This is a genomic window from Chitinophagaceae bacterium (assembly GCA_007695095.1).
Lineage (GTDB): Bacteria > Bacteroidota > Bacteroidia > Chitinophagales > REEL01 > REEL01.
Window position 1 is genome coordinate 16,198 of the sequence record REEL01000154.1, and the last position, 25,444, is coordinate 41,641.

At 35.6% G+C, this 25,444-nt stretch carries 26 protein-coding genes and 6 tRNA genes; 25 read left to right on the top strand and 7 right to left on the bottom strand.

The genetic code is table 11. From position 1 onward, the window contains the following. Positions 1-120: 120 nt before the first annotated feature. The 23 genes from EA412_12785 (at position 121) to EA412_12895 (ending at position 19,564) form a co-directional block, all read left to right on the top strand. A complete protein-coding gene (locus EA412_12785; GenBank protein ID TVR76721.1) occupies positions 121-726 on the top strand; it encodes a hypothetical protein in 606 nt (201 codons plus the stop codon). Between the two features lie 60 nt (positions 727-786). Beyond that, positions 787-1,914: a sulfotransferase gene (locus tag EA412_12790; GenBank protein TVR76722.1), complete on the top strand. Its 1,128-nt coding sequence runs from the start codon at positions 787-789 to the stop codon at positions 1,912-1,914. Positions 1,915-1,957: 43 nt separating this feature from the next. Further along, positions 1,958-2,938, top strand: a complete 981-nt coding sequence (locus EA412_12795) for a hypothetical protein (protein TVR76723.1) — start codon at positions 1,958-1,960, stop codon at positions 2,936-2,938. After that, positions 2,907-3,434 carry an adenine phosphoribosyltransferase gene (locus tag EA412_12800; GenBank protein TVR76724.1) on the top strand — a complete coding sequence of 176 codons (528 nt, stop codon included), beginning with the start codon at positions 2,907-2,909 and terminating at the stop codon, positions 3,432-3,434. Before EA412_12795 ends, EA412_12800 begins: the two co-directional genes overlap by 32 nt. 12 nt (positions 3,435-3,446) lie before the next feature. Continuing rightward, complete coding sequence (locus tag EA412_12805; protein TVR76725.1) at positions 3,447-4,586, top strand: acyl-CoA dehydrogenase; 1,140 nt, start codon at positions 3,447-3,449, stop codon at positions 4,584-4,586. A gap of 103 nt (positions 4,587-4,689) precedes the next feature. Beyond that, complete coding sequence (locus tag EA412_12810; GenBank protein TVR76726.1) at positions 4,690-4,881, top strand: 30S ribosomal protein S21; 192 nt, start codon at positions 4,690-4,692, stop codon at positions 4,879-4,881. 71 nt (positions 4,882-4,952) lie between these two features. After that, entirely contained in the window at positions 4,953-5,837 is an 885-nt protein-coding gene (locus EA412_12815) for an integrase (GenBank protein ID TVR76727.1), read from the top strand. 3 nt (positions 5,838-5,840) lie between these two features. Beyond that, positions 5,841-6,137 (top strand): ribosome-associated translation inhibitor RaiA, encoded by a 297-nt coding sequence (gene raiA / locus EA412_12820; GenBank protein ID TVR76728.1) that lies wholly within the window; start codon positions 5,841-5,843, stop codon positions 6,135-6,137. An 82-nt stretch (positions 6,138-6,219) separates the two neighbouring features. Next, a tRNA-Thr gene (locus EA412_12825) sits at positions 6,220-6,296 on the top strand. Positions 6,297-6,304: 8 nt separating this feature from the next. Beyond that, a tRNA-Tyr gene (locus tag EA412_12830) sits at positions 6,305-6,387 on the top strand. Positions 6,388-6,401: 14 nt separating this feature from the next. Next, positions 6,402-6,474 (top strand) — tRNA-Gly (locus EA412_12835). A 22-nt stretch (positions 6,475-6,496) separates the two neighbouring features. Beyond that, positions 6,497-6,572: transfer RNA gene (locus EA412_12840), tRNA-Thr, on the top strand. Positions 6,573-6,619: 47 nt separating this feature from the next. Then, positions 6,620-7,807 carry an elongation factor Tu gene (gene tuf, locus EA412_12845; protein TVR76729.1) on the top strand — a complete coding sequence of 396 codons (1,188 nt, stop codon included), beginning with the start codon at positions 6,620-6,622 and terminating at the stop codon, positions 7,805-7,807. A 9-nt stretch (positions 7,808-7,816) separates the two neighbouring features. Further along, positions 7,817-7,889, top strand: a tRNA-Trp gene (locus EA412_12850). Between the two features lie 25 nt (positions 7,890-7,914). After that, positions 7,915-8,103 (top strand): preprotein translocase subunit SecE, encoded by a 189-nt coding sequence (secE, locus tag EA412_12855; protein TVR76787.1) that lies wholly within the window; start codon positions 7,915-7,917, stop codon positions 8,101-8,103. A gap of 67 nt (positions 8,104-8,170) precedes the next feature. After that, positions 8,171-8,725, top strand: coding sequence for a transcription termination/antitermination factor NusG (nusG, locus tag EA412_12860; GenBank protein ID TVR76730.1), 555 nt, complete (start codon positions 8,171-8,173; stop codon positions 8,723-8,725). Between the two features lies 1 nt (position 8,726). Beyond that, positions 8,727-9,170, top strand: coding sequence for a 50S ribosomal protein L11 (gene rplK / locus EA412_12865; GenBank protein ID TVR76731.1), 444 nt, complete (start codon positions 8,727-8,729; stop codon positions 9,168-9,170). A 27-nt stretch (positions 9,171-9,197) separates the two neighbouring features. Further along, the gene (locus EA412_12870; protein ID TVR76732.1) at positions 9,198-9,887 is read left to right on the top strand and encodes a 50S ribosomal protein L1; all 690 of its coding nucleotides are present in this window, start codon (positions 9,198-9,200) and stop codon (positions 9,885-9,887) included. 19 nt (positions 9,888-9,906) lie between these two features. Further along, positions 9,907-10,431 carry a 50S ribosomal protein L10 gene (locus EA412_12875; protein ID TVR76733.1) on the top strand — a complete coding sequence of 175 codons (525 nt, stop codon included), beginning with the start codon at positions 9,907-9,909 and terminating at the stop codon, positions 10,429-10,431. 35 nt (positions 10,432-10,466) lie between these two features. Next, positions 10,467-10,841, top strand: coding sequence for a 50S ribosomal protein L7/L12 (locus EA412_12880; GenBank protein TVR76734.1), 375 nt, complete (start codon positions 10,467-10,469; stop codon positions 10,839-10,841). Between the two features lie 101 nt (positions 10,842-10,942). After that, entirely contained in the window at positions 10,943-14,755 is a 3,813-nt protein-coding gene (gene rpoB / locus EA412_12885; protein ID TVR76735.1) for a DNA-directed RNA polymerase subunit beta, read from the top strand. Between the two features lie 29 nt (positions 14,756-14,784). Continuing rightward, positions 14,785-19,116, top strand: coding sequence for a DNA-directed RNA polymerase subunit beta' (gene rpoC / locus EA412_12890; protein TVR76736.1), 4,332 nt, complete (start codon positions 14,785-14,787; stop codon positions 19,114-19,116). A 115-nt stretch (positions 19,117-19,231) separates the two neighbouring features. Further along, positions 19,232-19,564: a DUF3467 domain-containing protein gene (locus EA412_12895; GenBank protein ID TVR76737.1), complete on the top strand. Its 333-nt coding sequence runs from the start codon at positions 19,232-19,234 to the stop codon at positions 19,562-19,564. 53 nt (positions 19,565-19,617) lie between these two features. Here EA412_12895 and EA412_12900 read toward each other — a convergent pair. The 7 genes from EA412_12900 to EA412_12930 form a co-directional block, all read right to left on the bottom strand. After that, a tRNA-Pro gene (locus EA412_12900) sits at positions 19,618-19,693 on the bottom strand. Between the two features lie 526 nt (positions 19,694-20,219). Further along, positions 20,220-20,501 (bottom strand): hypothetical protein, encoded by a 282-nt coding sequence (locus tag EA412_12905; protein TVR76738.1) that lies wholly within the window; start codon positions 20,499-20,501, stop codon positions 20,220-20,222. Between the two features lie 26 nt (positions 20,502-20,527). Further along, entirely contained in the window at positions 20,528-20,914 is a 387-nt protein-coding gene (locus EA412_12910; protein ID TVR76739.1) for a helix-turn-helix domain-containing protein, read from the bottom strand. 502 nt (positions 20,915-21,416) lie between these two features. Beyond that, positions 21,417-22,097 carry a 16S rRNA (cytidine(1402)-2'-O)-methyltransferase gene (rsmI, locus tag EA412_12915; protein TVR76740.1) on the bottom strand — a complete coding sequence of 227 codons (681 nt, stop codon included), beginning with the start codon at positions 22,095-22,097 and terminating at the stop codon, positions 21,417-21,419. A 12-nt stretch (positions 22,098-22,109) separates the two neighbouring features. Continuing rightward, positions 22,110-22,364 carry a phosphoribosylformylglycinamidine synthase subunit PurS gene (gene purS / locus EA412_12920; GenBank protein TVR76741.1) on the bottom strand — a complete coding sequence of 85 codons (255 nt, stop codon included), beginning with the start codon at positions 22,362-22,364 and terminating at the stop codon, positions 22,110-22,112. Then, positions 22,361-23,086, bottom strand: a complete 726-nt coding sequence (gene pssA, locus EA412_12925; GenBank protein ID TVR76742.1) for a CDP-diacylglycerol--serine O-phosphatidyltransferase — start codon at positions 23,084-23,086, stop codon at positions 22,361-22,363. The genes purS and pssA overlap by 4 nt, the downstream gene beginning before the upstream one ends. Beyond that, positions 23,082-24,368, bottom strand: coding sequence for an aminopeptidase P family protein (locus tag EA412_12930; protein TVR76743.1), 1,287 nt, complete (start codon positions 24,366-24,368; stop codon positions 23,082-23,084). The genes pssA and EA412_12930 overlap by 5 nt, the downstream gene beginning before the upstream one ends. Before the next feature lie 204 nt (positions 24,369-24,572). On the opposite strand from EA412_12930, the gene EA412_12935 reads away from it, so the two are divergent. Both EA412_12935 and EA412_12940 read left to right on the top strand, forming a co-directional pair. Then, positions 24,573-24,947, top strand: a complete 375-nt coding sequence (locus EA412_12935) for a 30S ribosomal protein S12 (protein TVR76744.1) — start codon at positions 24,573-24,575, stop codon at positions 24,945-24,947. A gap of 25 nt (positions 24,948-24,972) precedes the next feature. Continuing rightward, positions 24,973-25,440, top strand: coding sequence for a 30S ribosomal protein S7 (locus tag EA412_12940; protein TVR76745.1), 468 nt, complete (start codon positions 24,973-24,975; stop codon positions 25,438-25,440). Positions 25,441-25,444 lie beyond the last annotated feature (4 nt).

Consider the following 25,444-nt stretch of genomic DNA (forward strand, 5'->3'; position numbering starts at 1 on the left):
ATTTGTACGTAAAGGAGTTGCCTAAAAAGGTATCAATTACCGATTTTAATTTTGACATTTCATCCTAAAATATGTTTTGTAAAAATCCGGACTTCAACTCTTTTCTATTCTCCTTGTTATTTGAAAAATGAACCTATGAGCTTCAAATCACTGATAAATAAAATTTTTGGAAACCCTTCAGACCCCAAATTACTGAAAGAGAGGACCACATTATTGCGCTCTGAAAAAGAAAAGCAATTGTATCAAATCTGGTTAGAGAATCAAAAAGACAGCTTTATAGCAGAATTTAAAAATCAACTTTTTGAACGAAAAGAGGGTGATATTCCGCAAAGCGGGATTCAAATACAACTTTTGATTTCTCCCGCCTCAAACGGATTTATTTGCGCAATGAATCCAAATGAATATGATAAGAACCACTATATGTGCTTTTTTGATTTTTTGAAAGAAAAAGTGCTTGAACTGAATTATAAATTATACCTTTCTGATGTGAGATATGAGGAAATGGAGGATTATGTCAGTGAATGTCAGCGACACTACCTGAAACCCAGATATTCACTCAAAGAGATTCCTAAAAAATTTAACCAGCAGTTCGGTAATTTGACTATTGAATACCTGCTTAAAGACTCAAAACCGGTTCATGTAAAATTTTTATGCCAACCGTATAGAGATTCTAAATTTACAGATGCAAAAGATTTTCTTTCTCTTATGGAAATAGTTCTTCAATAAACCCCCGAAAAATTCCCTGAATAGCACAGTTTTGATAATTTAGCCTTTTATTTACCAATTATGACTAAAAAGGCTTTTATCCCATTGTCACTCATCCCTTTAGCCGGCGGAAGCTTAAAAGCGATACGTAAAACAATCGAAGGTTGCGAAGTGAGTTCTCAGTACAAAATGCGATTATATTCTGCATTTTTAGTGGGTGGCATAAGCAAACCGTTTCGCTTGGCAGAAGATTTTGTAGTAAATAAAAAATCTAAGACCATCACTGATCCGGCTCAGCCATTATTTATTTTGGGGCATTGGAGAAGCGGTACAACCTTACTGCATAATCTTTTGACGCAAGATCCTGATTTTGGATATGTCACCACCTACCAGTCAGTTTTCCCGAATGTAACTTTAAGTGGGAAATGGCTGTTTAAAAATTTTATGCAGTTGGCCATGCCCGATAAGCGGCCTGCCGATAATGTGAAACTATCAGCTGATTTTCCGCAGGAAGAAGAGTTTGCTTTGGGAAATATTCATGGTCTGTCTTATTACAACTTTTGGTATTTTCCGGATGAAGCCAGAAACTACTTTTCAAAATACCTGACATTTGAAGATTTAAATCCTGCAGAAAAGGAATATTGGAAAGCATCTTATAAGCAGTTGGTAAAAACAGCTATCCTTAATACTAAAAGGAAAAATATAGTTTTAAAAAACCCGCCTAACACAGGTAGAATTGACACTTTACTGGAAATATACCCGAATGCAAAGTTTATTCATATCATGAGAAATCCGGTGACAGTATACCTCTCAACTAAACGTTTTTTTGAAAAGACTATGCCCGCTCTGCAGCTCAATAAAGTAGAAGAAAAGCGTTTTATAGAAAATATCTTTTGGGTGTATGAAAAATTAATGGATAAATATGAAAAAGATAAAGTCCTGATTCCGGAAGGGAATTTGTATGAATTTAAATTTGAAGATTTTGAAAAAGAGCCCTTAACTTTTTTACGAAAAATATACACTGAGCTGAAAATTGACAACTTCCACACTGCTGAACCACACTTTGTAAACTACCTGAACTCACAGAAAAAGTTTAAAATGAACAAGCATAAGGTCGATAAAGAATCCTTAGACCTGATTATGCAAAATATGGAAAATTATTGTCAAAAGTATGAATATAATGTGCCCGATAATATAGAAATTATGTAATTTATATTATATTTATCTTTCCATTAAATCAAAGCTAAAGATTATGTGGAAAGATTTATTTGATTTTACTAAATCAGAGCGTAACGGAATTTTCGTTTTGATGCTGCTATTACTGATGTTAATTGCCTACAGGTACTGGTATAATAATGTCCGTTCAAAACCTGATTTGCTGAAAATGGATGAAGATTTTAAAAGTGAAGTAGATTATTTTTTGAAAAATGCGGTAAAAAAGCCTGAAGAAGAGCTTTTAGCAGATGTAACAACAACGGAGCCTAAGGATATTGAACCGCCAAAGGAAGAAAAAACCTACGAGCTATTTTATTTTGATCCGAATACTGCGAGTAGAGAGAATTTATTAAGGTTAGGGTTATCAGACCGAAAAGTTGACAATCTGATAAATTTCAGAAATGCAGGAGGACGTTTTCATACTGCCGATGATTTGCTGAGACTTTATCGTTTCGATGAAGATGATGTAGAGCGTTTAGCAGATTATGTATCTATTGTAAGGGAAGAATCAAGGGAGATTGAAAAAAGGGAATACGGAAGGCCAGTTGAAATAGAAAAATCGGATATAGAAGAAGAAGTAGAAAAAGAAATTCAAATCGTTGAGTTAAATACAGCTGATTCAGCGAAATTAGTTACTGTTTATGGAATTGGCCCTTTTCGTTCATCAAGAATAATTGAATACCGGGATAGACTCGGAGGTTTTTTTGAAGAAACTCAATTGCTCGAAGTTTTTAGTATTGATTCATCTGTAATAGAGCAAATTCGTGACCATATTAATATAGATACAACTCAAATAAAGAAAATAAATGTAAATACTGCTGATTTTGTAGAATTGGTAAGGCATCCTTATATAGATAGAAATCTGGCAAACCTGATAATTAATTTCCGTGAGCAACATGGATTTTACAAAAGCAAATCGGAAATACAGTCACTTCATTTGGTTAATGATGATTTATATCGTAAAATTGTGCCTTATATCAGTTTAAATGATCTCAGAGATAATCAAGAAGAACGTTAGGGAAATACAAGATTTTCCAAAACCCGGAATAAATTTTATAGATATCACGCCACTTTTGGCTAATGCTTCTTTAGTAAAAAAGACCTTAGATGCATTTATTAATCAAATAGGTGATGATATAGATGTAATTTGTGCTGTTGAAAGCAGAGGCTTTTATTGGGGTTTGCTTATAGCTCAGGAATTGAATATCCCGTTTGTACCTGTTCGAAAGAAAGGTAAATTACCGGGAGACACTATTGCTCATAGTTATGACCTCGAATACGGCTCCTCTACTATAGAAATTCAAAGAGGTACATTACAAGCCGGGCAAAGAGTTCATATTCATGATGATTTATTGGCAACAGGAGGTACTGTGCATGCGGTTGCTCATTTGCTACAGTCTCAAAAAGTGCATATACAGGGATTTTCATTTCTGATTTCATTAAATTTTTTATCCGGAGCTGAAAAAATTAAACCATTTTCGAAGAATATCATTTCTTTAGCAGAATACAACTAATAATCTAAAATTATGGATTTTAAAAAGACAGAAAATCAATTGATGGTTGCTCAAATGGCAAGCGACCTGGCAGAAAAACATATACGCCCCAATGTAATGAAGTGGGATGAGAGTCAGGAATTTCCTGTAGAATTATTTAAGGAATTGGGTAGAAATGGCCTTATGGGTGTTTTAGTTCCTGAAAAATATAATGGTACCGGCATGGGGTACTTCGAGTATATTGAAGTAATTAGTGAAATTGCTCAGGTTTGTGGTTCTATTGGCCTCTCGGTGGCGGCACATAATTCCCTTTGTACCGGACATATCCTTCAATTTGGAACAGAAGAACAAAAACAAAAATACTTACCAAAGTTAGCTACCGCCGAATGGATAGGCGCATGGGCACTTACAGAACCAAACACCGGTTCTGATGCTATGAACATGAAATGTGTAGCTCAAAAAGATGGTGACTACTATGTTTTGAACGGAACCAAATGTTGGATTACTCACGGCAAAAGTAGTCAGGTGGCAGTAGTTATTGCCAGAACCGGAGATGTGCGTGACAGCAAAGGCACAACTGCTTTTGTGATAGAAAAAAGCACAGAAGGTTTCACCCACGGTAAAAAAGAAGATAAATTAGGCATGCGTGCTTCAGAAACAACTGAACTGATTTTTGATAACTGCAGAGTTCATAAAGATCAGGTTTTAGGTAAAGAAGGCGAAGGCTTCAAACAGGCAATGAAAATCCTTGATGGCGGAAGAATATCTATAGCCGCTCTTTCAATCGGTATAGCTAAAGGAGCTTATAAAGCTGCCAAGGCTTATGCAAAAGAAAGACATCAGTTTGATCAGCCGATAGCCAATTTTCAAGCTATCAGTTTTAAATTAGCTGATATGGCCACACAAATTGAAGCCGCTGAACTATTGACTTACCAGGCTGCTGATTTAAAAAACAGAGGTGAATATGTAACCAAACCTTCGGCATTTGCAAAGTATTATGCATCAGAAGTAGCTGTAAGAGCTTCAACGGATGCCGTTCAAATTCTTGGAGGTTACGGTTATACTAAGGAGTTCCCGGTAGAAAAATTTTACAGAGATTCAAAGCTTTGTACTATAGGAGAAGGTACATCTGAAATCCAAAAACTGGTAATTTCCAGAGAAATCCTAAAATAATTTTTTGCTAACAAAATCTCACTAAGCAGATTTTTGAAATATTAAAAAAATACTTTCAATTTTCCGCAATATTTCCTATCTTTGCAATCCTAAAAAAAAGTCTATGTTAATAGTTGATGCAAGAGAGTGCGAATCATTAGAAAAAGCACTAAAAAAGTACAAAAAGAAGTTTGAGAAAGCAGGTTTTTTGAAAGAACTACGTAGCCGTCAGACGTTTACAAAACCTTCTGTAAAAAGAAGAAATGAGGTTTTGAAGGCAGCGTACAGACAAAAAATGATAAATAAAGCTCAATAATTCTTATCTCATGGGTAATTTAGTAATACGAATTACCACTGACCGTTCTATTGTTTATTGGTATAAATAAAATGGAAGTAAGCCGTTTTTTAAATTATTTGCGTTCCGAAAAAAGATTTTCTGAGAACACAATATCTGCTTATGCGGCAGATATCAACCAATTCTTTGTCTATTCCAAAGAATTTTTTGATGTTGAAAAGCCCGTTGAAATTTCTCACAGGTATATCCGTTCCTGGGTTATGTCTCTTATGGAAGTCGGAATTACAGAAAAAACAGTTAACAGAAAATTATCAGCCCTCCAATCTTTTTATAAATTTTTGCAACAGCGAAATATAGTATCAGAAAACCCGGTTGCAAAGGTTCCAAAGCCCAAAATCGTTAAAAGATTACCTACATTTCTGGATAAAAAGAAATCGGTTGAATTGTTTGCAGGCCTTGATTTTAAAAATGATTTTAACAGTCAGCGGGACAGAATGATTATTAAGTTATTGTATGCTACCGGATTAAGAGTCAGTGAAATGGTAAACCTTAAAGACTCGGATTTTGATTTTGCGCAAGGCTCTTTAGAAGTCCTGGGAAAAGGAAATAAGCTAAGAAAGATTCCACTTGGAAAGATTTTAAGCAAAGAAATTAAAGAGTATATCACGCTGCGAAATGCAGAATTAGAAATATGTTCACCTACATTTTTCATCCTGAATGATAAAGGTGAAAAAACAAGCAGACAATTTATCTATAAAAAGATAAGCAGCATATTAAAAAACTTTCCGAGTTTAGGCAAAAGAGGACCTCATATCATCCGGCATACATTTGCCACACATTTACTCGAAAACGGAGCAGATATAAATGCAATAAAAGAGCTTTTAGGTCACAGCAGTCTTGCTTCAACACAAGTTTATACTCATACATCAATAGAACATTTAAAATCAATTTATAAGAAATCTCACCCAAAAGCATAAAATATGGAAATTAAAATACAATCAATACATTTTGACGCCGACCAAAAACTGTTACAATATATTGAAAAGAAACTGGAGAAATTACAAAACATCAATGATCAGGTGATTCACGTTGATGTTTTTCTTCGTTTAGAGAATGCAGGCTCATCAGTTAAAGATAAAACATCTGAAATAAAGATTAATATACCGGGTAGTACATTGTTTTCAAAAGATACAGCAAAAACTTTTGAGGAGTCTGTTGATGGTGCAGTTGAATCCATGCGAAGACAACTAAAAAAGAGTAAAGAAAAATTCAAATAAATTGTGGAAAACAAAAAAAATGTTTGTATGTTTGCAAACATTTTCAAAGAGGATGATATAGTTCTTTAAAAAAAATATTGTTGCCGATGTAGCTCAGTTGGCCAGAGCAGCTGATTTGTAATCAGCGGGTCGGGGGTTCGAATCCCTCCATCGGCTCCATATAGTGAGGGGGGATTCCAGAGCGGCCAAATGGGACAGACTGTAAATCTGTTGTCGTAAGACTTCGAAGGTTCGAATCCTTCTCCCCCCACGCAGAAATTACAAGCGGGAGTAGCTCAGTTGGTAGAGCATCAGCCTTCCAAGCTGAGGGTCGCGGGTTCGAGTCTCGTCTCCCGCTCTGTTTTTTTTAACAGAGCTTTGCCGATGTAGCTCAGTTGGTAGAGCGCATCCTTGGTAGGGATGAGGTCACCGGTTCGATTCCGGTCATTGGCTCGATTATTTCTGTTTTGATGAGGTAATTATTGATTAAAAACTTTTAAACTATGGCTAAAGAAAAATTTGTAAAAAACAAACCACACGTTAACGTTGGAACCATCGGTCACGTAGATCATGGAAAAACCACTCTTACTGCTGCAATTACAACAGTACTTTCAGGTAAAGGGATGGCTGAGAAAAAAGATTATGACACTATTGATGCTGCTCCTGAAGAAAAGGAAAGGGGTATAACTATCAATACAGCACACGTTGAATATCAAACGGAAAAGCGTCACTATGCGCACGTTGATTGTCCGGGTCACGCTGACTATATTAAGAATATGGTTACCGGTGCAGCTCAGATGGACGGTGCTATATTAGTTGTTGCTGCAACAGACGGACCAATGCCTCAAACCAGAGAGCACATCCTTCTTGCACGTCAGGTGGGTGTTCCTGCTATTGTAGTGTTTATGAATAAAGTAGATTTGGTTGATGATCCTGAATTCCTTGAGCTTGCTGAAATGGAAATCAGAGATTTATTGAGCTTCTATGAATATGATGGCGACAATCTTCCTGTTATTCAGGGTTCTGCATTAAATGCACTTCAGGGTGAAGCCGAAGGTGTAAAAGCTATCGAAGCTTTAATGGATGCAGTTGATGAGCATATTCCTATGCCTCCAAGACCAATTGATAAGCCTTTCCTTATGCCTGTTGAGGATGTATTCTCAATTACTGGTAGAGGTACAGTTGCTACAGGAAGAATCGAAAGAGGTATTGTTAAAACCGGTGATTCTGTTGAAATTGTTGGTTTACAGGAAACTAACATGAAGTCTACTTGTACAGGAGTTGAAATGTTCCGTAAGATTTTGGATAGTGGTGAAGCAGGTGATAACGTAGGTGTATTACTTAGAGGTGTTGAGAAAACTGAAATCAAAAGAGGAATGGTCATTTGCGAACCGGGAAGTATCACTCCTCATACAGAGTTCAAATGTGAAGTATACGTTCTTAGCAAAGAAGAAGGTGGAAGACACACGCCATTCTTTAATAAGTACCGTCCTCAGTTCTACTTACGTACAACTGATGTTACCGGTGAGATAACACTACCGGATGGCACTGAAATGGTTATGCCCGGAGATAATGTTACTTTAACTGTAAAATTAATTTACCCGGTAGCTATTGATAAAGGTCTTCGTTTTGCAATCCGTGAGGGTGGTAGAACAGTTGGTGCCGGTCAGGTTACTGAAATAATTAAGTAACTTATTTGAACGGGTGTAGCTCAATTGGTAGAGTAGTGGTCTCCAAAACCATTGGCTGGGGGTTCGAGTCCCTCCACCCGTGCTTTTTAAAATAAATTATGAGTAAGATAAAACTATATATTAAGGAAAGCTACAACGAACTGGTTCATAAAGTGACCTGGCCAAAGTGGGAAGCCCTGCAGGAAAGCACAATAGTTGTGTTGATAGCATCTCTCTTAATAGCTTTAGTGGTCTTAGGAATGGACATGGTTTCGGATAATATCCTGAAGGTTGTCTATCAAATAATAGTAGGATAGGTTTGTTATCTAATTTTGTTAACAATCTTACCAACTTATAAATATTAAAGATGAAAATCACAATAGAATGTCTGAGGTAGAGAAAAAATGGTACGCCCTTAGAGTAATAAGTGGTAAGGAAAAGAAATTAAGTGACTTAATCTTAAGAGAAATAAAAAGATCCGGTTGGGAACACATTATTTCACAGGTTTTAGTGCCTACTGAAAAGGTTTATAAAATTCAAGGCGGAAAAAAGGTAATTAAAGAAAAGAATTTTTTCCCAGGTTATATCTTAATAGAAGCATACGGGGAGACTTTGAATTCTGAAGTTATTTCTGCTATAGTTACAACTAACGGAGTTATACATTTTCTGGGAAAGGAAAACCCAACTCCGCTTAGAACTAACGAGGTTAACAGAATTTTAGGTAAGGTTGATGAAATGGAAGAATTTGGAACAGGTGTCGTTAACGAACCTTTCATTATTAATGAAACGGTCAAAATAACAGACGGACCATTTAACAACTTTACCGGAACAATTGAAGAGGTAAATGACGAAAAGAAAAAACTTAAAGTAGTAGTAAAAATATTTGGAAGGAAAACTCCGGTTGAGTTGAATTTCATGCAAGTAGAAAAAACATCTTAAAATGGCAAAGGAAATAGAAGGTTTTATAAAATTACAGGTAAAAGGTGGACAAGCTAATCCATCTCCACCTATCGGACCGGCACTAGGTGCTAAAGGGGTCAATATAATGGAGTTTTGCAAGCAATTTAATGCAAAAACTCAAGAATTGCAAGGTAAAGTATTACCCGTTGTAATTACAGTTTTTAAAGATAAGTCTTTTGATTTTATCATTAAAACTCCACCGGCAGCTATTTTATTAATGGAGTTTGCTAAACTTAAGAAAGGTAGTGCAGAGCCCAACAGAGATAAAGTTGGCAGCGTAACATGGGATCATGTTAAAGAAATTGCAGAGACTAAAATGCCTGACTTAAACGCCTTCACTGTTGAATCAGCAATGAAAATGGTAGCAGGTACTGCCAGAAGCATGGGTGTGAATATTAAAGGGAAAGCCCCCTGGGAGAACTAAATAAAAAACCGGTAAAAGAATAAGGTAATGAAACTTACAAAAAATAGAAGAAAAGTTAACGAATTAGTTGAAAAAACTAAAAAATATTCATTGCAGGATGCATCTGAATTAATCAAAAAACTTACAAACCTGAAGTTTGATGCATCAGTAGATCTGCATGTCAGATTAGGTGTTGATCCGCGTAAAGCAGACCAGGCTATCAGAGGTACAGTTACATTACCTCACGGTACCGGAAAAACAAAAACGGTTTTAGTGTTTTGTAATCCGGATAAAGAAGAGGAAGCCAGACAATCAGGTGCTGATTATGTAGGATTACAAGAATATGCTGAAAAAATCGAATCAGGTTGGACAGATGTGGATGTTATTATAGCCACACCTGATGTGATGCCAAAAATCGCTAAGTTAGGAAAAGTGTTAGGCCCCAGAAACCTAATGCCTAATCCAAAGTCAGGAACAGTTACACCAAATATTACGGAAGCCGTGGCCGAAGTGAAAAAAGGTAAAATAGCATTCAAAATTGATAAATACGGAATTATACATACTTCCATAGGAAGAGTTTCATTTACTCCGGAGCAAATTTATGATAATAGCAGGGAGTTGTTAAATACTTTAATTAAAATGAAACCTGCCAGTTCAAAAGGAACTTATTTAAAAAACATCACTATGGTTAGTACTATGAGTCCGGGTATTAACGTAGATGCAAAAAGCATTAGCTGATAAATTAAGATAAAAGACCATGAAAAAGAGTGAAAAATCAGCTGTAATTGAACAGCTAAAGGTACAAATCGCAGAAACACCATATCTGTACATTACTGATTCCGCTGAGTTATCAGTAGAAGAAATAAGTAATTTCAGAAGAAAGTGTTTTGAGCAAAATATTCAGGTTAAAGTTGCAAAAAATACACTTGTAAAAAAAGCTTTAGAGTCTTTAGAAGGAGATCATTATGAAGAACTTTATCCTTTTTTAGTAGGACCGACAACCCTGCTTTTTACAGATACGGCAAACGCACCTGCAAAAATTATAAAAGAATTTAGAAAAAAACACGACAAACCTTTATTAAAGGTAGCTTATATTGAATCATCTCTTTATGAAGGTGATGATCAGGTAGAAACTTTGGTTAATCTAAAATCAAAAGAAGAACTTATTGGCGATGTTATAGCATTGCTTCAATCACCTGCTAAAAATGTTATATCAGCCCTTAAATCAAGCGGTGGTAAACTGGCAGGAATTGTAAAAACGTTATCAGAAAGAGAAAATTAAAACAAAAATTTCATTATTTATAAAACTTTGGAAAAATGGCAGACTTGAAATCATTTGCAGAACAATTAGTTAATTTGAGTGTTAAAGAAGTCAATGAGTTGGCTGAAATATTAAAAGATGAATACGGTATAGAGCCGGCAGCAGCAGCAGTTGCAGTTGCAGGTGGAGCTGCTGCAGGTGGAGAAGCCGCAGAGGAAAAAACAGCTTTTGATGTTATTCTTAAAGCACCGGGTGGACAAAAACTTAACGTAGTAAAAGTCGTTAAAGAAATTACAGGACTAGGGCTTAAAGAAGCTAAAGAACTAGTAGACAACGCTCCGAAACCTGTTAAGGAAGGGGTAAATAAAGATGAAGCTGAAGGCTTGAAAACTAAGTTGGAAGAAGCCGGCGCAGAGGTTGAGATAAGTTAAGAAAATATCTCACGAAAAATTCTGTTTAAGTATGGGTGAAACTACAAATTTCGCCCATACATTTCTTTTATTATATTCATCTTAACTAATTTGACTGTTCTATGTCTCAAAATTTTACGGATAACAACTCAAGAATCAATTTTGGAAAGATTATTCAAAAATCAGACTCTACTGATTTATTAGACATCCAAATTCGGTCATTCAAAGATTTTTTTCAATTAGACACGATTCAGGAGAACAGAATTAATGAAGGCTTATATAAAGTCTTCACTGATAATTTCCCTATTACGGATGCTCGAAATATCTTTGAGCTTGAATTTTTGGATTACTTTGTTGATCCTCCAAGATACACTATTGAAGAATGTATCGAAAGAGGCCTGACTTATAGCGTGCCCCTAAAGGCAAAGTTAAAACTATCTTGTAACGACGAAGAACATGAAGACTTCGAAACTATCGTACAGGATGTATTTCTTGGGAACATACCTTATATGACTCCTAAGGGAACTTTTGTCATTAACGGAGCTGAGAGAATCGTTGTATCACAATTACACCGCTCTCCGGGAGTTTTCTTCGGACAAAGTTTTCACCCAAATGGTACGAAAATATTCTCCGCCAGAGTCATTCCTTTTAAAGGTGCCTGGATGGAATTTGCAACTGACATTAACAATGTCATGTACGCATATATTGACAGAAAGAAAAAATTCCCCGTTACTACTCTTCTTAGAGCTATCGGCTATGATACCGATAAGCAAATACTTGACCTTTTCGGTTTAGCTGAAGAGGTTAAAGTTCTGAAAAAGAACATTAAAGATATTAATGGACGCAAACTTGCAGCAAGAGTGCTTAAAAGCTGGCTGGAAGATTTTGTGGATGAAGATACCGGTGAAGTAGTTTCTATTGAAAGAAATGAAGTTATTCTTGAAAGGGATACAATGCTGGATGAAGAGAATATTACTATACTTCAGGAAAATGGAATTGAATCAGTAATCCTTCAAAAAGAAGATTTAGTAGCAGATTTTACCATTATTTTTAATACTCTGCAAAAAGATACTTCTAATTCAGAAATGGAGGCGGTACAGCATATCTACAGACAATTGAGAGGAACAGAACCTCCTGATGAAGAAACAGCACGTGGTATTATTGATAAATTATTCTTTTCGGATAAAAGATATGATTTAGGTGAAGTTGGAAGATATAAAATTAACAGAAAACTAAATCTTGATATTGATATTGAAACGAAGGTTTTATGTAAAGAAGATATTATCTCAATCGTTAAGTATTTAGTTGAGCTTACCAATAACAAGGCAGAGGTTGATGATATCGACCACTTGAGTAACAGACGTGTTAGAACAGTTGGTGAGCAGCTTTCTTCACAGTTTGGTGTCGGGTTGGCAAGAATGACCAGAACAATACGAGAAAGAATGAATGTGAGAGATAATGAAGTGTTTACACCGGTTGAATTAGTCAATGCAAGGACTTTATCCTCTGTGATAAATTCTTTCTTTGGGACAAGCCAGTTATCTCAGTTTCTCGATCAAACGAATCCACTTTCAGAAATTACGCATAAAAGAAGAATCTCTGCTTTAGGACCGGGTGGTTTATCCAGAGAAAGAGCCGGTTTCGAGGTTCGAGATGTTCACTATTCACATTATGGACGCCTTTGTACAATTGAAACACCGGAAGGACCAAACATTGGTTTGATTTCGACTTTGTGTGTTCACGCAAAAATAAATAGTATGGGTTTCATCGAAACCCCATACAGAAGAGTATTAGAAGGTCAGGTTGACTTAGAAGGCGATTTAACTTATCTTTCTGCAGAAGAAGAAGATAACCAGACAATTGCACAGTCAAATGCACCTATTAATCCTCAGGGGAATTTTATAAACGAGAAAATTAAATCCAGATTCCAGGGTGAATTTCCTATATCTACTCCTAAGGATTTAGATTTTATGGATGTGGCTCCTAACCAAATTGTTGGTGTTTCTGCTTCGATGATTCCATTTTTAGAAAATGATGATGCAAACAGAGCATTGATGGGATCTAACATGCAGCGTCAGGCTGTACCGGTTTTAAAACCTGAAGCTCCTATAGTGGGGACAGGTCTTGAGAAAAAGGTTGCGCAGGATAGTAGAATGCTTATCAACTCTGAAGGAAACGGAGTGGTTGAATATGTTGATTCTAATAAGATTATTGTTGTTTATGACAGAACAAGTGATGAAGCATTAGTTAGTTTCGATACTGAAACTACAGAGTATAACCTAACCAAATTCAGACGTACAAATCAGGGTACTTGTATTAACCTTAAGCCTATTGTTAAGAAAGGGCAGAAAATAACTAAAGGACAGGTACTTTGTGAAGGATTTGCTACAGAAAATGGGGAATTGGCATTGGGAAGAAACCTAATGGTTGCTTTCATGCCTTGGAAAGGTTACAATTTTGAAGATGCAATTGTAATTTCAGAAAGATTAGTGAAAGATGATGTCTTTACATCTATCCATATCGAAAGCTTTGAAATGGATGTAAGAGACACCAAATTAGGTGAAGAAGAACTTACTCCTGACATTCCTAACGTTTCTGAAGAAGCTACTAAAGAATTAGACGAAAACGGTGTAATTAGAATAGGCGCCAACATAAAAGAAGGCGACATTATAATTGGAAAAATCACTCCAAAAGGAGAGTCTGACCCAACACCTGAAGAAAAATTGTTAAGAGCAATCTTCGGAGATAAAGCAGGTGATGTGAAAGATGCTTCAATGAAAGCACCTCCTTCAACTGTAGGTACAGTTATAGATAAAAAACTTTTTGCACGTGCAAAAAAGGATAAAACATCTAAAGCTAAAGAGAAAGTTGCAGTTGATAAAATAGAGAAAGATCATCAAAAAAGGCTTGAAGACCTTAAAGAAGTTTTACTGGAAAAGCTTACTAAAATATTAGATGGTAAAACCTCCAAAGGAGTAAATGATCAGGCAGATAACTTAGTATTGACAAAAGGAGCTAAGTTTTCACGCAAAAATCTTTCAACGATTGATTTTGCAATGATAAGCCCTGTTAACTGGACAGATGATGAGAAAACAAACGAGTTAGTTCGTCAAACACTTCACAACTTTATTATTAAGCTTAATGAAGAATTGGCCAGAGCGAAAAGAGAAAAAGTAAATATTAGCATTGGTGATGAATTACCGAATGGAGTTTTAAAACTGGCTAAAGTTTATGTTGCTCAAAAACGTAAAGTGAAAGTGGGTGATAAGTTTGCCGGAAGACACGGAAACAAAGGTATTATCGCTAAAATTGTGAGAGAAGAAGATATGCCTTTCCTGGAAGATGGATCCCCGGTTGATATTGTGTTAAATCCACTTGGTGTTCCTTCAAGGATGAACCTTGGACAGATTTATGAGACAGTACTCGGATGGGCAGGATTCAAATTAAACAAAAAGTATGCTACTCCAATTTTTGATGGAGCTACAATCGATGAAATAGAAGAGCAAATTCAGGAAGCAGGTCTGCCGTCATTAGGACAAACCTATCTTACAGATGGTGAAACAGGTGATCGTTTTCACCAGAAAGCAACTGTAGGTCTGATTTATATCATTAAGCTTGCTCACATGATTGATGATAAAATGCATGCCAGATCAATAGGTCCGTACTCATTAATTACGCAACAGCCATTAGGTGGTAAAGCGCAGTTTGGTGGTCAGCGTTTAGGTGAAATGGAAGTTTGGGCTTTAGAAGCATACGGTGCTGCTAATATCCTGCAGGAATTACTAACGCTTAAATCAGATGATATAATTGGTAGGGCTAAAGCTTATGAAGCTATAGTGAAAGGTGAGAACCTTCCTAAACCTTCCATTCCTGAGTCATTTAACGTTCTCGTTAATGAACTTAGAGGACTTGGATTGGAATTGAAATTTACTTAATTTTTACTAAAATATAGCCAGGTATGAACATGCCTTCAAGAAAAGAATCGAAAATAAATTCTGATTTCAGAAAAATTACCATTAGCCTATCATCTCCGGATGTTATTCTTGACAGGTCTCATGGTGAAGTAAAGAAAGCAGAAACAATTAATTACAGATCTTATAAGCCTGAAATGGATGGTTTATTTTGCGAAAAAATATTCGGTCCTTCAAAAGATTATGAATGTTATTGCGGCAAATATAAAAGAATTCGTTACAAAGGTATTGTGTGTGATAGATGCGGAGTTGAGGTTACTGAAAAGAAAGTACGTCGCGAAAGAATGGGTCATATCAAACTAGTTGTTCCCGTTGTACATATTTGGTACTTCAAATCTTTACCGAATAAAATTGGATACCTCTTAGGTTACTCTTCTAAAAAACTTGAATCTATAGTTTATTATGAAAGGTATGCAGTTGTTCAGTCAGGAGCAGCCGATGGAATGACCTTTGAGAAATCTAGCCAGGTTGAAGATTTTGCGCTTTTAACAGAAGAAGAATATTTAGATGTTTTAGACAGACTTCCAAAAGATAATCAGTTGTTAGAAGATAGCGATCCTAACAAGTTTATTGCAAAAATGGGAGCCGAAGCAATTTATGAGCTACTGAAGAGAATTCAATTAGATGAATTGTCTTATCAGTTACGTGATAAAGCGGCTAATGAAACTTCCCAGCAAAGAAAGGCAGAAGCTTTAAAAAGACTGAGTGTTGTAGAAGCATTTAGAGATGCTAACAGTCGTGAAGAGAATAAGCCGGAATGGATGGTTTTACAATACCTGCCGGTTATACCTCCTGAATTGAGGCCATTGGTTCCTTTAGATGGAGGAAGGTTTGCAAGTTCAGACTTAAATGATTTATACAGAAGAGTTATTATTAGAAACAATCGTCTGAAAAGACTTGTAGAGATAAAGGCGCCGGAAGTGATTTTGCGTAATGAAAAGCGAATGCTTCAGGAAGCTGTTGACTCACTTTTTGATAACTCAAGAAAATCGAATGCTGTTAAAGCTGAAGGTGGTAGAGCGTTGAAATCACTAAGTGATTCCTTAAAAGGAAAACAAGGTCGTTTCCGTCAAAACCTTTTAGGAAAACGTGTTGATTACTCCGGTCGTTCAGTAATTGTGGTAGGACCGGAATTAAAATTACATGAATGCGGACTCCCGAAAGATATGTGCGCGGAATTATTTAAGCCTTTTGTTATCCGCAAATTGATTGAAAGAGGAATTGTTAAAACAGTTAAATCTGCCAAAAAATTAGTCGATAAGAAAGAACCGGTAATTTGGGATATTTTAGAAAATGTATTGAAAGGACATCCCGTATTACTAAATAGAGCCCCAACGCTTCACAGATTGAGTATACAGGCATTTCAGCCTAAAATGATTGAGGGTAAGGCAATTCAGCTTCACCCATTGGTTTGTACTGCTTTTAACGCGGATTTTGACGGTGACCAAATGGCCGTTCACGTTCCTTTGAGCAATGCAGCTATTTTAGAAGCACAAATGTTGATGTTATCATCACATAATATATTGAATCCTCAGAATGGATCTCCTATTGCACTTCCATCTCAGGATATGGTTTTAGGCCTTTATTATATTACAAAAGGTAAAAAATCTACCCCGGAAGTAAAAGCAAAAGGTGAAGGCCTGACTTTTTACGGAGCAGAAGAGGTTTTAATAGCATATAACGAAGGAAAAGTAGATTTACACTCCTACATAAAAGTACGTGCACTGGTTGAATCTTCCGGTGAAAATAGAGTACATAAAATTATAGAGACTACAGTAGGTAGGGTATTGTTTAATGAAGCTACTCCTGATGGAGTACCATTTATAAATGAGTTGCTTACCAAGAAGAGCTTAAGAAATGTTATTGGTGACGTAATTAAGCGTGTAGGTATCTCTCAAACAGCCTTATTCCTTGATAAAATCAAAGATATTGGTTTTACAATGGCTTATAAAGGCGGTCTTTCATTTAACTTATCAGATTTAATTGAACCTAAAGAAAAACTCGATATTATCAATAGAGCTCAGGAAGAGGTTGATATGATTATGGAGAATTTCAGCATGGGTATCATAACTGAAAATGAAAGATACAATCAGATAATTGATATCTGGAGTAGAGCCAATACCAAAATTGCAATGACACTGATGGATCAGTTAAAAGAACATAAACAAGGATTTAACTCTGTGTTTATGATGCTTGATTCAGGTGCAAGGGGCTCACAGGAGCAGATTAGACAGCTTAGCGGTATGAGGGGATTGATGGCAAAACCTAGAAAATCCGGAGCTTCCAGCAGTAACGATATTATTGAAAACCCGATTTTGGCAAACCTTAAAGAAGGTCTGTCGGTTTTGGAATACTTTATTTCTACTCACGGTGCAAGAAAAGGTTTGGCCGATACAGCTTTGAAAACGGCAGATGCGGGTTATCTTACCAGGAGATTGGTGGATGTTGCGCAGGATGTGGTTATAACCGAAGAAGATTGCGGAACTCTAAGAGGAATTGCAATAAATTCTTTGAAAGAAAATGAAGAAGTTGTTGAAACCCTATACGAAAGAATAGTTGGTAGAATGAGCCTTCAGGATATTTATGATCCCCTTACGGATGAATTAATTATTCGTGCCGGAGATTATATCACTGAAGACATAGCTCAGGTAATTGAAGATTCTCCTATTGATACTGTAGAAATTCGTTCTGTACTTACCTGCGAGTCTAAAAGAGGTGTTTGTGCAAAATGTTACGGACGAAATCTTACAAATAACAGAATTACTCAGATTGGTGATGCTGTCGGAATTATCGCTGCTCAATCAATCGGTGAGCCGGGTACTCAGTTAACACTTAGAACCTTTCACCTTGGTGGTACAGCAGGCTCAGTTCAAAGCAGTAACAAATTAGCCGCGAAATTTGAGGGTGTAATAAAGTTTGATTCAGTAAGAACAACTGAAGTAACTGATGATAATGGTGAGACAAAAACCATTGTAATTGGTAGAATGGGTGAGCTGAGAATTCTTGATGCTAAAAGAGATAAAGTTTTATCAACTCATAACTTACCTTATGGTTGTGACTTATTTGTGAAAGATGGACAAAAAGTAAATAAAGGCGATGTACTTTGTTCCTGGGATCCTTACAATGCCGTTATTATTTCTGATATAGAAGGAACTGTTAAGTTTGAAAACCTTATCGAAGGTGTTACTTACAGAGAAGAGGCCGATGAGCAAACGGGTTATAAGGAAAAGGTAATTATACAAACGAAGGATAAAACAAAAATACCTGCTATAATTGTAGAACCTAAAGGTAAAAATGATGATATAAAATCATTTAATATACCGGTGAATTCACATATTAAGGTAAAGGATAACCAAAAGATCAAATCCGGTCAGATAATCGTAAAAATACCTAGAACGATGGGTATGGTTAGGGATATTACAGGAGGTCTTCCTCGTGTTACTGAGCTTTTTGAAGCAAGAAACCCTTCAAATCCATCTGTAGTGACTGAAATTGATGGTTCTGTATCTTTTGGTGGTATTAAAAGAGGAAATAGAGAGATAATTATTGAATCTAAAGACGGACAGGTTAAAAAATACCTGGTTCCATTGTCCAAGCACATACTTGTTCAGGAAAATGATTACGTAAAAGCCGGTTTACCTTTAAGTGAGGGAGCAATTACTCCTTCAGACATACTTTCTATCAAAGGACCTTATGCCGTTCAGGAATACCTGGTAAATGAGGTTCAGGAAGTCTATAGAAGACAGGGTGTGAAAATTAATGATAAGCACATTGAAGTCATTGTAAGACAAATGATGCGTAAAGTAATTATTACAGATCCGGGTGATTCGCATTTTCTTGAAAACGAATCAGTTGATAAAATTGACTTTTTAGAAGCAAATGATTTTATTTTCGATAAGAAAATTGTGACTAATTCAGGTGATTCTGTCAATTTAAAAGTTGGTCAGGTTGTTACTTTAAGACAATTAAGAGAAGAGAATTCTATACTTAAAAGAAATGATAAGAAAATAGTAGAATTCAGAGATGCTCAGGCAGCTACATCTTCTCCGGTCTTACAAGGTATCACGAAGGCATCCTTGAGTACCAGTAGCTGGATATCAGCTGCTTCATTCCAGGAGACTACAAAAGTGTTAAGCACCGCATCAATAACAGCTAAGGAAGACTTTTTATTAGGTCTGAAAGAAAATGTTATAGTTGGTCATAAAATCCCTGCCGGAACCGGTTTAAGGATATTTGACAATCTGATAGTTGGTTCAAGAGAAGAGTTTGAAGAACTTTCGTCAGATAAAAAAGACGTGAAGAATGTTGCGGAGACTGAAGAATAGAATAGTCCTTCAAAAGGGATGAATAGCGAAGAAAGGCCGGTTTCATGAAACCGGCCTTTCTTTTTAATAAAAGTATCTTAACTTTGTAATTAAATTTATAATAAAAACTATTGATATGGCTGATGAAAAAAATGTGAAGCAACAGGGACAAATGAATATTGAACTATCTGAAGATGTTTCTGAAGGTGTCTATTCAAACTTAGCTATAATTACACACTCTCACGCTGAATTTGTGGTTGATTTTGTACGAATGATGCCTGGAGTTCCCAAAGCAAAAGTTAAATCCCGTATTATACTGACCCCTCAACATGCAAAAAGATTATTGCATGCATTAAGTGATAATATTAAAAAGTATGAAAAGCTGCATGGTGAAATAGAGGACAAAGGAGGTCAGGCCGGTCAGGGTGGAATGCCTATGAATTTTGGCGGACCAACTGCTCAGGCTTAATACATTTTATATAAAAAGTAAAAAGGTTTCAGAAAATGCTCTGAAACCTTTTTTTGTCGGAGTGACTGGACTTGAACCAGCGACCCCACGCCCCCCAGACGTGTACTCTACCAGCTGAGCTACACCCCGATATTTTACTGCAAAATTAACTGTTTTAGACTTTTTTTCCTTTTTAAATCAAGGTTTTTCTTCAGAAATATAACTGATGCATTAATTATCTGATTACTCTTTCAATAAATATTATAGTTGCTAGGCTACTTCCACAACAATTCTATACAAAATCCTTCGATAGCTCTCTGCCTCAGGCTGATAAAGAAACCAGTAGAAACAAAAAGCAGCTTAAAAAAACTGTTCTTTAAAAAACGCTTATTTTTAATTCGACATGCAAAAATGTCTTTTTAGAAATAATCGGCTAAGTATTGCTCGGTAGCAAGGATGCTACTAATAGTGTGGGCTGTGACACGTTATGTGAAAATGTCAAAATAAATACAAAATTGGGATTACGGCCGGCCGCCCTGTATTTCATCATAATCTGTATAAAAGACAAGGTTTATTGGTTTGGAGATATTGTTAAATCAGAATAGTTAAAAACATTTGAATTGCGTCCGGATATGAATTTAACCATGGTTGAATTTGTGGTAATGCCCAATCATTTTCATGCGAGTATTAGAATAGGGGATAATAAACATAATAAACAACAACGTGACCCACATTGTAGAGACGTTGCATGCAACGTCTCTACAACACAATCCCACGCGTTCCCCACGTCATCGAATCCGGCAAAAAACCAATTTGGTCCGCAATCAAAAAAATTGGCACCCATTATTCGCGGGTTCTTTTTGGTGTACAGCTTTACTTTGATTGGTTTGTTCATTTGTAAATAATCCGTTTGCAATTGCATTGCTACAACCACAAAAATCTTTACTGAAACTTTCAAAAATTCTTAACAGAAAACCCAAAAAATTAAGCTGTATGCTGTTTTAATGCATAAGGTCTATTGAATGCTTCTTGTGACAATTTAAAGTATGCTGAAAGTTTCCGGATAGTTTCTTTTGAAAAGCCTTTTTGATAGTTTAAAATTTTTGAAGCAGTTCCTTTAGTCAGCCCTAATATTCCGGCAAGATCATTTTGATTTAGTTGATTTTCTTCCATTAATGTTTTCAACAACTCAACCGGATTGAGTTCAATATTTGAATAATGTTCCTCATCCCACTTTTGAATCAATAATTCCAATAACTCTATTTCATCTACCAAGTCTTCACTTTCTTTTGACAATAAGGACTCAAGTATATCGCAATAATGAATGTACTGATGCTCATCTTTTATAACTGTATATTTTAATTTTTCCATTATTTAAATGATTTAGAAATTAATATGCATCAATTATATACTGATTGCCACTTTTACATAAAGTTGTAAATATATGTCCTCAATAGAAAGCGTTCTCACTATAGAATTGCAAATCAGAAAGAGTTCTCTCACGCAGCTATCTTATTATGCTCTATATTATGACTCACCCTACACCCTCTCTATTGTTAGAGAGGGATTTGTGGTAAAAAGTTCTTTTTAATACATTAATGAAAAAGTACAGCCTTACTCTTAGCTGTCATGCTGACGATAGGAAGCATCTCCGGATTAATGGGGAGTTATCTCACAACATTTTCCATTTTCCATCATAATTTTGCCCTAAACTTCTAACTGATTACTTTCAGACTTTATAAACTTTCTACTTTTAACTCCTTATTTAAGTCTTGAACTTCTTGGAATTTGGTCTCTTAGATCTTGGTCTCTTGGGTCCTGCCTACTGCTGCTGCCTCCTGCCTACTTTCCCCTTTTCCCCTTTTCAAACTTTCTACTTTCTACTTCCTTCTATTACAATTACAAATTCACCCTTTGGCTTTTTCTGTTCAAAATGTTTTAAAACATCACTACATTTTCCCCTTACAGTTTCTTCAAACATTTTAGTAATTTCTCTTGAAACAGAAACATTTCTATCAGGCGAATCCAATTCGGAAATTTCTTTCAATAGCTTAACAATTCGATAAGGCGATTCATAAAGGATAGACGTTTTTGTATCCTCCAATATCGCATCTAATGACTTCTTTCTACCCTTTTTTTGAGGCAAAAATCCGTAAAACGAAAAATGATGATTCGGCATGCCGGATAGTAAAATAGCAGGTACAAAAGCCGTTGCTCCGGGCAAACATTCAAATAAAATGCCTTCATCTATACAGCTTTTAATAATCAGATATGAAGGGTCTGAAATTCCGGGTGTGCCGGCATCAGAAATTAATCCTACATCCTGCCCGCTTTTTAAACGGTTTAAAATCTCTTCTGTTCTGTTTTTTTCATTATATGTATGGTAAGAACGTAGCGAAGTATCTATACTATAATGCCTGAAAATCTTACTGCTCACCCTTGTGTCCTCTGCATATACTATATGTAAATTCTTTAGGAGCTCCACAGCCCGGTAAGTTATGTCAGCCATATTCCCTATGGGGGTGGGTATTATATAAAGCTTGCCATAACTCATTTTTTGCCTGTTTTATTTAACAGCTTTCAACTGTATTGTATAAGACTCCATAACCGGATTCGCCAGCAATTTTTTAGAAGCAGTTTCAACTACTTTTTTCGCTTCTTCTTCACTATCGGCTTCAATAGTTAAGTTAATGTTTTTGCCAATTCTAACATTGGTTATATTGTCTATCTCTAAGTTTTGCAAGCCTTTCTCTACAGCTTTACCCTGAGGATCTAATAGTTCACTTAGTGGCATGATTTTGATTTCTGCTTGGAATTTCATTTTTTATTAAAAATTTTTAGATTAAAGGATAAAATGGAAATTACTATGTAAGTTAAAATTATCATCGGTAATGCCGATAAATTAAAAAGCAAAAATAACAAAATACTTACAGCCAGTAATAAAATAGTATCAATGTTGTCCTTGATTTTATTTTTAGTGAATTTTAATGCTATTAAATTTAAATTACTAATCATCAGTAAACTCAAGACCACTATTTGAATGATTAGGATTTCTGTATTAAAAAAAACAGATTGCCAGGCTGCATCATTTTCATACCAATAAACCATACCAATTGCATACATAGCCATCGCCGGAGTTGGCAGCCCCTTGAAATGCACAGACTGACTTTCATCTATATTAAACTTAGCCAATCTCAAAGCACCAAATGCCGGCAATAAAAAAGCCAACATATTTAAGTTTAAAATCTCTCCACCTACTTCATGACCGGAGGCACTCAATAACTGAAAAAAAATAAAACCGGGAGCCAGTCCAAAAGAAATCACATCTGCCAGTGAATCCAGTTGTTTACCAATTTCAGATGCCTGATTAAATAGTCTTGCCGCAAATCCATCTAAAAAGTCAAGAACTGCTGCCGCAATTATAAAATATGTTCCAATTATGATATCATTATTTAAAATGTGATAAATAGCAATACTGCCACAAATCAAATTTAACAGTGTAATGATATTAGGTATCTTAAAAAAACTTGTCAAAACATTAATTCATTAGTTCTTCAATTTCTTCAGCTTCAATTGGAATGTCGCCCATAAGATCAACCGGACCATTTTCAGTAATTAGAATATCATTTTCCAATCGAATTCCAATTTTTTCTTCTCTCACATATATGCCGGGTTCACAGGTCAATATAGCACCTTCCTCTAAAGGCGTGTATCGGTCTCCTGTGTCATGAACATCTAAACCCATAAAGTGAGCCACACCATGCATGAAATACTGCTTATACAATGGACTTTTAGGATTTTGATTTTTTACATCATTTTTATTCAACAGCTTAACATCTATCAATGCTGATTCAATAATCTTAGCGGCTTCCTTATTATACTCATCAAGAGTCATTCCTACCCGCATTAATTTAATACACTCCTTTTGAGAATTTAAAACAGCATTATAAAGTTCTTTTTGACGCTTGGTAAACCGGCCATTAACCGGAATTGTACGGCTCATGTCAGAGGCATAGTTAGCATATTCAGCTCCATAATCCATTAAAAGTATATCACCGTCTTTACAAACCTGATTGTTCAGGGTATAATGCAAAATACAGCTGTTAATTCCTGAAGCGACTATAGTATCAAATGCGTTTCTAGAAGCACCATTTTTCAAAAAATTATATAAAATAGCAGCTTCAATTTCATATTCATTAATTCCGGGAGACACTAATTTCAAAACTTCCAAAAAGGCTTTCTTTGTAATGGAGCAGGCTTTTTTTATTAATTCAATTTCAATTTCATGTTTTGAAACCCTCAACTCCTGCAAAATCGGATAAGCTCTCATAAAATTATGAAGAGGATAAGCTTTTTTCAATTCTTCTGCCTTTCTTTGGTTTTGGTCCGGCAATGCCGACTTAAAACGATCGTGCTCATTTAAGGTCAGGTAGATATGCTCACAACGGTTAATCAGCAAAGGCAAAATGTTATTAAACTCATCCAGATAATGAACATTTTCAATCCCTGAAATGGCTCTGGCCTCTTCCGGCTCCAATGAGTTACCATCCCAAATTTTAGTTAACTCATCGGTTTTTTTAATAAAAAGATATTCCTGCACCTCACTTACCGGTGAATTCGGTATCAATATTAATATTGATTTTGCCTGATCTATGCCACTTAAATATAAGAGGTCAGTATTTTGCTTAAAAGGGAAATTTTGATCAGCTGTTTTATGTTGCTCATCATTTGAGAAAAATATGGCAATAGATTTCGGCACCATCTTTTGCATAAATAATGTACGGTTTCTTTGAAACAGATTGTTATCGATCATTTCATATTTCATAATCCAAATTTATTTTTAAGTTTCCTGAAAATATAATAAAGTTTAATGAATTGTTTTCATCCATTTAAGCCTCAAAGTTAAAATTATTGAGTAAATTTAATCTTTTTCTTAATGGATAAAAAAAAATGGAAAAAAATGATTAGATTTTATTGTTATTAACAGAATTCTTTTCTACTTTTGCAACTCCAAAAAATTAAAGTAAATATGCCAACTATACAGCAATTAGTCAGAAATGGCAGGAAAGAAATCAAGGCCGCTAGTAAATCAAGAGCATTAGATTCTTGTCCACAAAAGCGTGGAGTGTGTACACGTGTATATACAACTACGCCTAAAAAGCCTAATTCTGCGTTAAGAAAAGTAGCTAAAGTTCGTTTAACGAACAACATAGAGATAATCGCTTATATTCCGGGTGAGGGACATAATTTGCAGGAGCACTCAATAGTATTGATCAGAGGTGGAAGGGTTAAGGATTTGCCGGGTGTTAGGTATCACATAGTTCGTGGAGCTTTAGATACTTCCGGAGTAAAAGACAGAAAGCAGGGAAGATCAAAATATGGAGCTAAAAAACCGAAAGCATAAACGTTAAAATTAATTTCTTTCAATAATGAGAAAAACAAAACCAAAAAAGAGGCCACTGGCCCCGGATTCAAGATATAAAGACCCATTGGTAACAAGGTTTGTTAATAACCTGATGCAGGATGGTAAGAAAAGTATTGCATTCAATATTTTTTATGAATCTTTGGATAAGGTAGAAAAGGTGACCGGTGAAAATGGTTATGAAACCTGGAAAAAAGCATTGCATAATATTATGCCGGGAGTAGAAGTGAAAAGTAGAAGAATTGGAGGGTCAACTTTCCAAATCCCTTCTGAAGTTCGTCCTGAAAGAAAGATTGCTTTGGGAATTAAGTGGTTAATCATGTTTTCTGAGAAAAGAGGTGGCAAAAACATGTCAGATAAAATGTCTGCAGAAATTATAGCAGCTTCTAAAAATGAAGGTGCTGCAATTAAGCGTAAAGAGGATATTCACAGAATGGCAGAGGCTAATAAAGCTTTCTCTCATTTTAAAGTATAATTAG